Here is a 12394-nt window from a genome sequence, read left to right as displayed (position 1 = left end):
TCGCGCCCTTCCCGCACGCCCGGAGACCGGGATGGCCTACGCCGATTCGGTCCTCGACCTCATCGGCGACACCCCGCTGGTGAAGCTGGGCCCGGTCGCGGCGGGCGTGCAGGCGACCGTGCTGGTCAAGGTCGAGTACCTGAACCCCGGCGGCTCGTCGAAGGACCGCATCGCGACCCGCATCATCGACGCCGCCGAGCGCGACGGGCTGCTGAAGCCCGGCGGCACCATCGTGGAGCCGACCAGCGGCAACACCGGCATCGGCCTCGCCCTCGTCGCGCAGCAGCGCGGCTACCGCTGCGTGTTCGTGTTGCCGGACAAGGTGGGGGAGGACAAGCGCAACGTCCTCACCGCCTACGGGGCCGAGATCGTCGTGACGCCGACGGCCGTCGCTCCGGAGGACCCCGCCTCCTACTACTCCGTCTCGGACCGCCTCGCCCGCGAGATCCCCGGCGCCTTCAAGCCCAACCAGTACGCGAACCTCAACGGACCGCTCAGCCACTACGAGACCACGGGCCCCGAGATCTGGCGCGACACCGCCGGCCGGCTCACCCACTTCGTCGCGGGAGTCGGCACGGGCGGCACCATCAGCGGCGTCGGCCGCTACCTCAAGGAGGTGTCGGAGGGCCGCGTGCAGATCGTCGGCGCCGATCCCGAGGGCTCCGTCTACTCCGGCGGCGGGGGTCGCCCGTACCTGACCGAGGGCGTCGGCGAGGACTTCTGGCCGAGCGCGTACGACCCGAGCGTCGTCGACCGGATCATCGCCTCCAGCGACGCCGAGTCGTTCGCGATGACCCGCCGCCTCGCCCGCGAGGAGGGGCTGCTCGTCGGCGGATCGAGCGGGCTCGCCGTCTCCGTCGCGCTCAAGGCCGCCGCCGGTCTCGGGCCGGACGACGTCGTCGTCGTGCTCCTGCCGGACGGCGGGCGCGGCTACCTCGGCAAGATCTTCAACGACCGCTGGATGCGCTCCTACGGCTTCCTCGAGATGCGCGACGAGGGCACCGTCCGAGATGTGCTCCGCGCGCGGGCGGCCAGCGGGCAGGCCGACCTCCCGGCGCTCGTGCACGCTCACCCGACCGACACGATCCGCGACGCGATCGGCATCATGACCGAGTACGGCGTCTCGCAGCTGCCGGTGCTGACCGCCGAGCCGCCCGTCGTGATGGGCGAGGTCGTCGGAGCCGTCGACGAGCGCGAGCTGCTCGACCGCGTCTTCGCCGGATCCGCCTCGATGAACGACCCGCTCGGCGACTGCGTGGGCGACGCGCTCGCGCTGATCGGGCTCGGCGAGAGCATCACCGCCGCCCGCGCCGCGCTCACCGAGCGCAGCGCCCTCCTCGTCACCGACGAGGGCAAGCCCGTCGCGGTGATCACCCGACAGGACCTCCTCACCTACGCCACGGCCTGACGGCCGCCGCCTCCGCACCTCCGACCCAGGGAGCCCGCACCATGCCCAAGAAGCAGCACTTCGACACCCGCGCCATCCACGCCGGCCAGGAGTTCGATCCGACCACCGGCGCGGTCGTGCCGCCCGTCTACATGACCTCCACGTTCGTCCAGGACGGCATCGGCGGACTCCGGGGCGGCTACGAGTACGCCCGCTCGGCGAACCCGACGCGCGACTCGCTCCAGGAGCTCATCGCCTCGCTCGAGGGTGCGGACGTCGCCTACTCCTTCTCCTCCGGCCTCGCGGCCGAGGACACCCTGCTGCGCGCCGCCCTCGCGCCCGGCGACCACGTCGTCCTGGGCAACGACGCGTACGGCGGCAGCCACCGCCTGATCGACCGGGTGCACAGCGCCTGGGGCGTGCGCAACACGGCCGTCGACATGTCGAACCTCCGCGAGGTGCAGCGGGCGATCGTCCCCGGCGAGACGAAGATGCTCTGGGTCGAGACCCCGTCGAACCCGCTGATGACCATCAGCGACATCGCCGAGCTCGCCGACCTGGCCCACGCGCACGACCTGATCGTCGTCGTCGACAACACGTTCGCCTCCTCCGCCCTGCAGCAGCCGCTGGCCCTCGGTGCCGACGTGGTCGTGCACTCGACCACGAAGTACCTCGGTGGCCACTCGGACGTCGTCGGCGGCGCGCTCGCCCTGCGCTCGGGGCCGCTGGCCGAGAAGATCGCGTTCCTGCAGTTCGCGGTCGGAGCGATCTCGGGCCCGATGGACGCGTGGCTCACGGTCCGCGGCATCAAGACCCTCGGGGTGCGGATGGAGCGCCACTCCGTCAACGCGCAGGCGGTCGCCGAGTTCCTCGTCGAGCACCCGGCGGTGACGGCCGTGCACTACCCGGGCCTGCCCTCGCACCCCGGCCACGAGCTGGCGAAGCGCCAGATGTCGCGGTTCGGCGGGATGCTCTCGCTCGAGCTCGCGACGCCGCGCGCGGCCCGGAAGTTCGCCGAGTCGACCGAGCTGTTCCAGCTCGCGGAGTCGCTGGGCGGCGTCGAGTCGTTGATCGGCTACCCGAGCGAGATGACGCACGCGTCGGTGAAGGGCACGCCGCTGGAGGTCTCGGAGTCGCTGGTGCGCCTCTCGGTGGGCCTCGAGGACTCGTCCGACCTGATCGCGGACCTGTCGGCGGCGCTGCCGAAGAAGTAGAGGCGGGAACGCCGCCCCGCGGGGCGGCATCTCGATGGTGCGCCCGATCCGGCCCCTGCCAGGATCGGGCGCATGACCTCCTCGCGCCGCTTCGTCGATCTCAGCCACACCGTCGCGGACGGGCTGGTGACCTACCCGGGCCTGCCCGCTCCGCGCATCCGGCCGCACCTCACCCGTGAGGCGTCCCGCGCCTCCTACGCACCCGGCACCGAGTTCGCGATGGACGTCATCGAGATGATCGGGAACACGGGCACGTACCTCGACAGCCCGTTCCACCGCTACGAGGGCGGAGCCGATCTCGCCGCTCTCCCGCTCGAGACGCTGGTCGACCTGCCGACCGTCGTGGTCGACGCGACCGGAGCCACCGAACGGGGCATCGGCTCGGACGCGGTCGCGGGACTCGACGTCCGCGGCGCCGCCGTCCTCCTCCGCACCGGCTGGGACGCGCACTTCGCCACGCCCGGGTACGGCAGGGGCGCCCCCTTCCTCAGCGGCGAGGCGGCGGAGGCGCTCGTCGCCGCCGGCGCGGTGCTGGTCGGCATCGACTCGGTGAACATCGACGACACGGAGTCGGGCGGATCGCGGCCCGCGCACTCGGCCCTCCTCGCCGCGGGAGTGCACGTCGTCGAGCACCTCACCGGCCTCGGCGGGCTGCCGGCGACAGGGGCGCGCTTCACCGCCGTGCCGCCGAAGGTGCGGGGCTTCGGGACCTTCCCGGTGCGGGCCTTCGCGGTCGTCGACGAGCCCTGACCGGCGCAGGGCGCCCGGGCGCCTCCGGCTAACCTGGACCGATGCATCCCGCTCTCGCCGCCGTCGGCCGGCGCGTCCGGCCCCGCACGCGCCTCGCGGCGCTGGGCCGTCGTGTCCGTCCCCGCACGCGGCTGCGCTCCGCGGCCCGGGTCGTCCGCTCCGCCCCTCAGCGCCTCTCGGAGCGCCGCGCCGCCGTGATCGCCGCCCGGCCGATCGACCACCCCTCGCCCGCGCTCCGGCGCGAGCTGCTGCTGCTCGCCCTGGCCAACCGATTCTCCCGCCGCTCCGCAGTCGATCCGGCGGGCGAGGTCGTGGTGACGATGACCACGCACGGCGAGCGGCTGCAGCGGGTCCACGTGGCGCTCGAGTCGATCGCCCGCGGCGACGCCCGGCCCGCGCGCCTGGTGCTCTGGCTCGACAACCCGGCCCTGCACGCCGACCTGCCCGCGCCGCTGCGCCGCCTCCGCCGCCGCGGCGTCGAGATCCGCCTGGTCGACGGCTACCGCGTGCACACGAAGTACTACCCGCACCTGCTCTCGGGCCGGGCGGGGGAGCGCGACCTCGTCACCTCCGACGACGACATCGTGTACCCGCGCACCTGGCTGAGGGGTCTGCTCGACGCCCGCTCGCGCTACCCCCGCGAGACCGTGCTCTGCTACCGCGCCCACCGGGTGGGGATCGTCGACGGCGCCGTGGCTCCGTACACGAGCTGGACGCCGGTCGCCGACACGCGCGCGTCGACCGACGTCTTCGGCACCTCCGTCTCCGGGCAGCTGCTGCCCGCCGCGCTCCTCGGCGAGATCGCCGCGCACGGGGAGGCGTTCCGCGAGATCGCCCCGGACGCCGACGACATCTGGCTGCACGTGCGCGCGGTCGACGCCGGCTACCGGATCGCGCAGATCGAGCCCCGGGCCCAGCTGTTCCCGTTCGTGCCGCGCACGCAGCAGTCCGGGCTCTACCTCGTCAACTACTGGGACGGCGGCAACGACCGCCAGGCCCGCGCGGCCTACACGCCCGAGGTGACGGCGCGGATCGCGGCGGACGCGTCCGCGAGAGGGGAGGTGCGCTGATGCGCCTGCTGTTCGTGAGCAACCTCTACCCGCCGCAGGTGCTCGGCGGATACGAGATGACCTGTGCGCGCGTCGCGGAGGCGATGGCGGCCCGCGGCCACACCGTGCGCGTGCTGACCACGCCGACCTACCTGCCGCCGGAGCCCTCGGGCGTCGAGGTGCACCGCACGCTGAGCCTGCGCACCTACTTCCCGCTGCCGCAGACCGGCGGCGAGATCGCTCAGCTGCTGCACCACGAGAGCGCCGTCTCGCGGTTCGAGAACACCCGCATCCTGCTCGAGGAGCTGCGCGACTTCGCGCCGACCCACGTGGTGGCCTTCAACCTGCTCGGGATCGGCGGCCTCGCGATGATCGACCTGCTGCGGGCGGTGGAGGCGCCGTGGATGTGGAACCTCGGCGACCGCATCCCGAACGCCCTGGTCGACGGGCTGCCCGAGCGCGTGCTCCGCGTCTACGGCGCCCAGGCCCCCGACCACTTCGACCGCGGCGAGATCGTCGCGGTCAGCCGCTCCCTCGTCGACGCGATCGAGGCCGGCGGGCTGAGCCTGGGCGAGGTCGAGGTGATCGGGCGCGGAGTGTCCGTTCCCCCCGACACCGCGGAGCCGCGGCGCTACCGCGAGGGCGGGACCACCCGGTTCACGTTCGCCGCGTCGCTCGGCGAGCACAAGGGCGTCGGGCTGGTGCTGGAGGCGGCGGCGTCTCTCGCGGAGGAGACCCGCGACTTCCGCGTGGACCTCTACGGCGACGGAGACGTGGACGGCTGGCGCGCCCGGGCGGACGAGGCGGGCCTGGCCGGCCTGGTCGAGTTCCACGGAGCGACGCCGCACGCCGAGGTGCTCGCCGCGCACGGCCGCGCCGACGCGTTCCTCTTCCCGACCTGGGCCGGAGAGGCGTTCGGCGTCGCGCCGGTCGAGGCGGCCGCGGCGGGCGCCGTGCCGATCGTGACGGCGGCCAGCGGAGTAGCGGAGTTCCTCATCGACGGCGTCGACTGCATCAAGATCACCCGCTCCGCCCCGGCGCTCCTCGAGGCGATGCGGGACGTGGCGAGCGGGGCGGTGGACCTCGAGGCGCTCGGTCGGCGGGGCCGGGCCGCGGCGCGCGGACCGCTCTCGTTCGAGCGCTCCGTCGAGCTGATCGAGGCCTCGCTCGAGCGCCGCTCCCGGCCGGGCCTCGCCGACCGCCTCGCCGACACCACCCTCGAGGCCGACATCATGAACAAGGATCTGCGGGCGATGGACGTGCTCCACCGCCGCTTCTCCGGACGGGACCACGACGATGACCACTGACCACGACTTCCTCCAGGACCCCGGCTCCGCGCCCACCCGGCTCGGCCGCGGCGGCGTCGTGCTCCGCGACGCGGTGCACCGGCTGGTCGCCCCCTGGTTCGAGCAGGCGCGGCTGCGCACGGAGGAGCTGCGCGCCGAGACGGCGGCCCTGCGCGACGAGGTGGCCGGGCTCCGCGGCGAGCTGAGCGCGGTGCAGGGCGACGTCTCCGTGCTGCGCGACGAGTCGGCGGGCCTCCGGGAGGCGCTGGACGAGCTCAGCGCGTCGGTCGCGGCCGACCGAGCCTCGTCCGAGGCGGCGGGTGCGGCGGCCGCCGAGCAGGCCGCCGACACCGCGGCGGCTCTCGACGAGCGCGTCCGCGGGGCCGAGCTCGAACTGCGGGCGGTCACCCGGCGCCTCGCGGAGGCGCTCGACCGCTGAGGCGGCGAGGCCCGGTCCTCGCGGCGATCAGGCGGGGACCGCCGTCCGCGCGAGCAGCTCGGCGATACGACCGGTGCAGCCGCCGCAGCCCGTGCCGGCGCGGGTCGCCCGCCCGACGCAGGCGACCGTCCCGTGTCCCGCCGCAGCCGCATCGGTGATCACCGCCGCCGTCACGCCGTTGCACCAGCAGACCGTGGCATCGGGGGCGAACGGATCGCCGGTCGCCGCGGCGCCCGCATCCGGGGCGTCCAGACGCAGGAGGCTCGACCGGTCCGCCGGCAGCTCCGAGCCCCGCTCGAAGAGGAGGCTGAGCTCGGCGCCGACCCGGGGCAGACCCACCGAGACGAACCCGCGCAGCACTCCTCCCGCGGTCACGAGCTTGGCGTAGCCGCCGCGGGCGGGGTCCGCCCACAGGGTCACCTCGAGGTGCTCCTCGCCCGGGCGGTGCGGGTCCCACGGCTCCGGGGCCACGTCGCCTCCTGCCACGAGGTCGACGCCCTCGGCCTTCAGCATCACGACCGCCGGTCTGGCGTCGGGGACGCGCTCCTCGCCGCAGCGGCCCTCCGCCTCCGCCCGGATCCGCGCTGCGAGCCGGTCCGCCTGCTCCCATCCCGGACCGATCAGTCCGCTCGGTCCGCCGGGCACGCGGCCGTCGGGCAGGGCCGAGCCGCGGGGGGCGACGTGCGCGCAGTCGCCGATCGCGAAGACGTCCGGGTCGCTCCAGCTGCGCAGCTGCTCATCGACCAGGATCCCGGTCGAGACGGCGAGCTCCGCGCCCGCGGCCAGCTCGACACGCGCACCGACACCGCACGAGAGCACCAGCAGATCCCCCTCGATCTGCTTGCCGTCAGCGCAGACGAGCGCCTGGAAGTGCGCACGGCCGCGGTCGTCGTGCGCGAGCAGGACGCTCTCGGACCGGGCGTGCGCCACCATCTCGACGCCGGCCGCGCGGGCGGCCGCGGCCAGCATCCGGCCCCCGCCCGTGTCGAGATTGCGGGCCATCGGGATGTCGCCGTGGAAGACCACCACCACCTGCGCGCCCTGCTCGGCGGCCGCGAGGGCGAACTCGATCCCGAGCACTCCCGCCCCGAGCACGACGAGGCGCGCGCCGGAGCGCACGGACTCGCGGACCACCCGGGCGTCGGCCAGGTCGCGCAGCGCCACCACCCGCTCCGGGAGGGGCCGGGAGCCCGCGTCGAGCGACTCCGGATCGGCGGCGCGCACCGTCCGCTCGCGTCGGGACCGCTCCATCCCGGCGAGGGTCGGCACGTTCGCCCGGGCGCCGGTGGCCAGGACGAGGCGGTCGTAGGGCAGCCGCTCGCCGTCGTGCAGCCGCACGACGTTCCGCGCGCGGTCGATCCCCACGACGGCCGCTCCCAGGCGCAGGACGACGCCCGCCGCCTCCGCCGCCGTCCGGTCGCCGAGGTCGAGGCGCTCGCGGGTCGCCCGGCCGACGGCGTACTCCGCGAGCAGGACACGGTTGTACGGGTCGTCGCTCTCGGCGCCGACCACCGTCAGCGCGACCAGACCGGCCCGCACGGCCGGCAGCAGCTCCTCGACGAAGCGCGAGCCGACGGGGCCATAGCCGATCAGGACGATCCGCTCGGGAGGTGTCTCAGGCATGTGCCGTCCCTTCCGCGCGGACCCAGACCCGCGTGCGCTTGAACTCGGGCATCGACGACACCGGGTCCACGACGGCCTCGGTGAGGAGGTTCGCGCACTGCTCACCCGCGTAGTGGAAGGGCAGGAACACCGTGTCGTGGCGGATGTCCGCGGTGACGCTCGCGCGGGCGCGGACCACGCCGCGCGCGTTCCCGATCGCCACAGGTGCTCCGTCGCGGACGCCGAGCCGGGAGGCGGTCGCCGGGTGGATCTCGAGCCGAGCCTCGGGGCGGGCCGCATCGAGCTCCGCGACCCGCCGGGTCTGGGTGCCCGACTGGTACTGCTGGAGGTAGCGGCCGGTCACGAGGGTCAGCTCCTCGCCGCGGTCCACGACGACGGGGACGGCGGGGATGACGGCGACCAGGCGCGCCCGGCCGTCGGGGTGCCCGAAGCGCTCAGCGAAGAGGCGCGGCGTCCCCGTGCCGCCCGCGAGGTAGGGCCAGTGGGCGGCGATCCCGGTGTCGAGCAGGGCGTGCGAGAGGCCGGAGTAGTCGGCCACGCCTCCCGCGGACGCGCGGGCCAGCTCGTCGAACACCTCCGAGGGGACCGCCGACCAGCTCGAGGGGGCGTCGAGACGGCGCGCCAGCTCGCTCATGATCCAGAGCTCGCTGCGCACTCCTGCCGGCGGGTCGATCGCCCGGCGGCGGCGGAGCACCCGGCCCTCGAGCGAGGTCATCGTGCCCTCCTCCTCCGCCCACTGCGGCACCGGGAGCACCACATCGGCCAGCGCGGCGGTCTCGGAGAGGAAGAAGTCGCAGACGACCAGCGTGTCCAGGGCCTCGAGCCCGGCGCGGACGGCGTCGGCGTCCGGAGCCGAGACGACCACGTTGGAGCCGTGCACCAGCAGGCAGTGCACGGAGCGTCCGAGCTCGGCGAGCAGGGCGGTGGCGGGCAGGCCCGGGCCGGGGATCGATTCGGGCGTCACGTCCCAGACGGCGGCGACGTGGCGCCGCGCCTCCGGATCGCGGATGGAGCGGTACCCCGGGAGCTGATCGGCCTTCTGGCCGTGCTCGCGTCCGCCCTGGCCGTTGCCCTGACCGGTGAGCGTGCCGTACCCCGACCCCTCGCGACCCACCAGGCCGAGCACGAGAGCGAGGTTGATCGCGGCGGTCGCGGTGTCGGTGCCGTCGACGTGCTGCTCGACCCCGCGGCCGGTCAGCACGAACGACCGCCCCGCGGCGAGCCGGCGCGCGAGGGAGCGGAGGAGCGTGGTCGGCACGCCCGTGACCGCGGACGTGCGCTCCGGCCACCACGCCGAGACGCTGCGGCGCACCGCCTCGGCGCCGGTCGTGCGCGCGGCGAGGTAGGCGGTGTCGGCGAGGCCCTCGGCGAAGACCAGGTGGATCAGCCCGAGCAGGAGCGGCAGATCCGTCCCGGGAGCGGGCTGCAGATGCGTGCCGGCGCCGTCCTCCGTCAGCCGCGCGGTGGCCGAGCGGCGCGGGTCGACGACCACCAGGCCGCCCCGCGAGCGGGCACCGGCGAAGTGGGCGAGCAGCGGCGGCATCGTCGCGGCGACGTTCGAGCCCAGGAGCAGGATCGTGTCGGCGTCGTCGAGGTCGGACACCGGGAACGGCAGTCCGCGATCGACGCCGAAGGCGCGGTTGCCGGCCGCCGCGGCCGAGGACATGCAGAAGCGGCCGTTGTAGTCGATCCGGGAGGTGCCGAGAGCGATTCGAGCGAACTTCCCGAGCTGGTAGGCCTTCTCATTGGTGAGGCCCCCGCCGCCGAAGACGGCCACCGCGTCGGCGCCGTGCCGCGCCCGGACGCCGCGCACCGCCGCGGCGACCGCGTCGAGCGCCTCCTCCCACGACGCCTCCGCGAGGACGCCGTCGGCGCCGCGCAGCAGCGGGGAGACCAGTCGCTGTCCGCTCGCCAGCAGCTCGACGGAGGTCCAGCCCTTGGCGCAGAGCCCGCCCCGGTTCGTCGGGAACTCCCTCCCCTCGACCGCCAGGGGCACGGGGCCCGCCGCGGGTGTCAGCGTCATCGCGCACTGCAGGGCGCAGTACGGGCAGTGGGAGTCGGTCGGGGCGGGTGCGCTCATCGTCAGATCCGGGTCCCCGTCTTCGCGGCGAGGCGGAGGTAGACGCCGGCCGTGATCGCGAGCATCACCGCGTAGGCGCCGACGAACCAGCCCAGCGCCGTGGTGTAGTCGCCGAACTCGGTCTTGGAGAAGCCGAGCAGCTGGGGGATCACGAAGCCGCCGTAGGCGCCGATCGCCGAGATCAGGCCGAGCGCCGCGGCGGACGTGCGCTGGGCGCCGATGCCGTCGTCGCCGCGCTGGCGGGCGCGGAGGGCGAACACCGTGGGGATCATGCGGTAGGTCGCGCCGTTGCCGATACCGGCCGCCGAGAAGAGCACGAGGAAGCAGGCGAGGAAGAGCCAGAAGCTGCCGAGCGGCAGTGTCGCGATCACGCCGAGGATCCCGGCGCCCATGGCGACGAAGGCGAGGACCGTGACAGGCGCTCCGCCGAAGCGGTCGGCCAGACGGCCGCCGGAGGGGCGGGACAGCGAGCCCACCAGGGAGCCGAGGAACGCGAGGCCGACCGTCGCCGAGCCGACGGCGAAGCCGGAGAACTCGGGGAAGGTGTCGGCGATGAGCTTCGGGAACACGCCGGCGAATCCGATGAAGGACCCGAAGGTGCCGATGTAGAGCACGGCCAGCAGCCAGAGGTGCGGCTCGCGGAGCGCGGCGAGGGAGGCGGCGACGTCGGACTTCGCGGTCGAGAGGTTGTCCATGCGCTTGGCGGCGCCGATCATCGCCACGACGATCAGGGGGACCCAGAGGAAGCCTGCGATCGGCAGGTTCAGCGTGGCCGCGGCGCCGACGGTGATCGCGATCGGCACGACGAGCTGCGCGACGGAGGCGCCCAGGTTGCCGCCCGCGGCGTTGAGCCCCAGAGCCCAGCCCTTCTGCGCGTGCGGGTAGAAGAAGGTGATGTTCGCCATCGAGCTGGCGAAGTTGCCGCCGCCGAAGCCGGCGAGCGCGGCCACCAGGAGCATGACGCCGAACGGGGTCTCCGGATTCGAGACCGCGATGCCTAGTCCGACGCTCGGGATCAGCAGGAGGCCCGCCGACACGATCGTCCAGTTGCGGCCGCCGAAGCGGGGGACCATGAACGTGTACGGGATCCGCAGGGTGGCGCCGACGAGGCTCGGCATCGAGATGAGCCAGAAGATCTGCCCGGTGTCGAAGGCGAACCCGGCCGCCGGCAGCGAGACGACGACGACCGACCAGAGCTGCCAGACGACGAAGCCGAGGAACTCGGCGAAGATCGACCACCTCAGATTGCGAGCGGCGACGGAGCGTCCCTCCGCCTCCCACTGGGCGGGGTCCTCGGGGTTCCAGCCGTCGATCCAGCGGCCCGGCCGTCGGATGATGCCGGTGGATGTGGCGGCGGTCGTGGGGACGGTGGTCGGGGGTGCAGCAGTCATCGTGGTCCTCCGGAGGGTGGGCGGCGCGCGCGAGGGCGCGCTCGGGACGGGGAGGTGGAGCGGTGGTGGTGCGGGGAGGAGGCGTCAGGCGTTGCGCCCGAACAGCTCCGAGACGATGTCGACCAGCTCGCGGGCGGGCGGATCGACGGCGGTGAGGAGGGGAGCGGAGGCGAGGTCGGCCCCCGCGGAGGCGGCCAGGCCGGCGAAGTAGCCGGGCGCGAGCAGGTAGGTGGCGACCACGACGCGCGCGCCGGGGTGGGCGGCGCGCTCGGCGGCGACCGCCTCCGCGATCCGCGGCTCGGCGGCCGAGATGAACGAGGTGCTCACCTCGCGGCCGAGCTCGGCGGCGAGGAGGCGGCCGGTGGTCCAGCAGTCCGCGACGGCACCGGCGTCGCTCGAGCCGGCAGCGGCGAGCACGACGCGGTCGCCGTCGTCGAGCCCTGCCTCGTGGAGCCGGCGGGCGAGCACGCGCGCCAGGCGGGGATCGGGTCCGAGCGCGCCCGAGACCCGCACCGGCCGCTCCGCCTCCGCCGCGGCCTCGGCGAGGTCGACGTGCACGTGGTAGCCGGCCGAGAGCAGCAGCGGCACGACCACCGCCGGTCGGCCCGGCTCGAGAGAGCCCAGGGTCGCGGGGACGTCGGGCTGCTGCACGTCGACGAAGGAGTCGAGCACGTCCAGCGCCGGGTTGGCCCGGCGGACCGCCTCGACCAGCGCGGCGACGGCACGTCTCCCGTCGTCGTCGGAGGTCCCGTGGGACGCGGCGACCAGAGCGGTCCGCTGGGCGACCTCGATCGTGCCGTCGCTCTCGCGCACCTGCCAGGTGGCGAGGTGCAGCTCCGCTCGTGTGAAGCAGGCGCCGGTCTCGAGGTCGAAGACGTCCTTGTGCAGGGGCGAGGCGATCGTGGGCCGCTGCACCCCGTCGACCAGACGCGAGCCGACGATGCCGCGCGAGAGCACGGCCGCGCCGGTCGCGGGGTCGAGGTTCGAGACGGCCCGCACCCGCCCGTCGGGCAGGAGGAACAGGGCGAGCTGCACACCGCCGACCAGGGCGGCCTCGCCCCAGAGCGGCTCGAGGTCGCCGACGGCGCAGACCGGCACCCAGGTGGTGGCGGTCGCGGGGGCGAGCCGATCGAGGAGGGTCATCGCTACGCCTTCTTCCTGCGGGTGGGCCACCG

The 12394-nt window shown here is 74.5% G+C and carries 10 protein-coding genes; 6 read left to right on the top strand and 4 right to left on the bottom strand.

Annotation, left to right across the window (positions count from 1 at the left end; genetic code table 11):
- Positions 1-31 precede the first annotated feature (31 nt).
- From C5C50_RS10755 to C5C50_RS10730, 6 genes are all read left to right on the top strand, one after another.
- A complete protein-coding gene (locus C5C50_RS10755; RefSeq protein WP_104227178.1) occupies positions 32-1408 on the top strand; it encodes a cystathionine beta-synthase in 1377 nt (458 codons plus the stop codon).
- 41 nt (positions 1409-1449) lie between these two features.
- Positions 1450-2601 (top strand): cystathionine gamma-synthase, encoded by a 1152-nt coding sequence (locus C5C50_RS10750; RefSeq protein ID WP_104224345.1) that lies wholly within the window; start codon positions 1450-1452, stop codon positions 2599-2601.
- Positions 2602-2673: 72 nt separating this feature from the next.
- A complete protein-coding gene (locus C5C50_RS10745; RefSeq protein WP_104261750.1) occupies positions 2674-3351 on the top strand; it encodes a cyclase family protein in 678 nt (225 codons plus the stop codon).
- A gap of 41 nt (positions 3352-3392) precedes the next feature.
- Positions 3393-4421 carry a glycosyltransferase gene (locus tag C5C50_RS10740; RefSeq protein ID WP_104273428.1) on the top strand — a complete coding sequence of 343 codons (1029 nt, stop codon included), beginning with the start codon at positions 3393-3395 and terminating at the stop codon, positions 4419-4421.
- Positions 4421-5707 (top strand): glycosyltransferase, encoded by a 1287-nt coding sequence (locus C5C50_RS10735; protein ID WP_104273427.1) that lies wholly within the window; start codon positions 4421-4423, stop codon positions 5705-5707. Before C5C50_RS10740 ends, C5C50_RS10735 begins: the two co-directional genes overlap by 1 nt.
- The gene (locus tag C5C50_RS10730) at positions 5697-6125 is read left to right on the top strand and encodes a hypothetical protein (protein ID WP_104247711.1); all 429 of its coding nucleotides are present in this window, start codon (positions 5697-5699) and stop codon (positions 6123-6125) included. Before C5C50_RS10735 ends, C5C50_RS10730 begins: the two co-directional genes overlap by 11 nt.
- A gap of 27 nt (positions 6126-6152) precedes the next feature.
- Here the strand turns inward: C5C50_RS10730 and C5C50_RS10725 are convergent, their stop codons facing one another.
- The 4 genes from C5C50_RS10725 to nirD form a co-directional block, all read right to left on the bottom strand.
- Complete coding sequence (locus C5C50_RS10725) at positions 6153-7748, bottom strand: NAD(P)/FAD-dependent oxidoreductase (protein WP_104227174.1); 1596 nt, start codon at positions 7746-7748, stop codon at positions 6153-6155.
- Complete coding sequence (locus C5C50_RS10720; RefSeq protein WP_104273426.1) at positions 7741-9828, bottom strand: molybdopterin oxidoreductase family protein; 2088 nt, start codon at positions 9826-9828, stop codon at positions 7741-7743. Before C5C50_RS10720 ends, C5C50_RS10725 begins: the two co-directional genes overlap by 8 nt.
- Positions 9829-9830: 2 nt before the next feature.
- The gene (locus C5C50_RS10715) at positions 9831-11219 is read right to left on the bottom strand and encodes an MFS transporter (protein ID WP_104224352.1); all 1389 of its coding nucleotides are present in this window, start codon (positions 11217-11219) and stop codon (positions 9831-9833) included.
- An 84-nt stretch (positions 11220-11303) separates the two neighbouring features.
- Positions 11304-12362, bottom strand: a complete 1059-nt coding sequence (gene nirD / locus C5C50_RS17435) for a nitrite reductase small subunit NirD (protein ID WP_104224353.1) — start codon at positions 12360-12362, stop codon at positions 11304-11306.
- Between the last annotated feature and the right edge of the window lie 32 nt (positions 12363-12394).

The sequence above is a fragment of the Rathayibacter sp. AY1D9 genome, assembly GCF_002932395.1.
Taxonomy (GTDB): domain Bacteria; phylum Actinomycetota; class Actinomycetes; order Actinomycetales; family Microbacteriaceae; genus Rathayibacter.
The sequence above is the reverse complement of the archived record's forward strand: the minus strand, read 5'-3'. Positions and strand labels throughout refer to the sequence as shown.

Bases quoted from the DNA above. Each gene is read 5' to 3' on its own strand.
- C5C50_RS10755 (WP_104227178.1), top strand. From the start codon at position 32: ATGGCCTACGCCGATTCGGTCCTCGACCTCATCGGCGACACCCCGCTG.
- C5C50_RS10750 (WP_104224345.1), top strand. From the start codon at position 1,450: ATGCCCAAGAAGCAGCACTTCGACACCCGCGCCATCCACGCCGGCCAG.
- C5C50_RS10745 (WP_104261750.1), top strand. From the start codon at position 2,674: ATGACCTCCTCGCGCCGCTTCGTCGATCTCAGCCACACCGTCGCGGAC.
- C5C50_RS10740 (WP_104273428.1), top strand. From the start codon at position 3,393: ATGCATCCCGCTCTCGCCGCCGTCGGCCGGCGCGTCCGGCCCCGCACG.
- C5C50_RS10735 (WP_104273427.1), top strand. From the start codon at position 4,421: ATGCGCCTGCTGTTCGTGAGCAACCTCTACCCGCCGCAGGTGCTCGGC.
- C5C50_RS10730 (WP_104247711.1), top strand. From the start codon at position 5,697: ATGACCACTGACCACGACTTCCTCCAGGACCCCGGCTCCGCGCCCACC.
- C5C50_RS10725 (WP_104227174.1), bottom strand. From the start codon at position 7,748: ATGCCTGAGACACCTCCCGAGCGGATCGTCCTGATCGGCTATGGCCCC.
- C5C50_RS10720 (WP_104273426.1), bottom strand. From the start codon at position 9,828: ATGAGCGCACCCGCCCCGACCGACTCCCACTGCCCGTACTGCGCCCTG.
- C5C50_RS10715 (WP_104224352.1), bottom strand. From the start codon at position 11,219: ATGACTGCTGCACCCCCGACCACCGTCCCCACGACCGCCGCCACATCC.
- nirD (WP_104224353.1), bottom strand. From the start codon at position 12,362: ATGACCCTCCTCGATCGGCTCGCCCCCGCGACCGCCACCACCTGGGTG.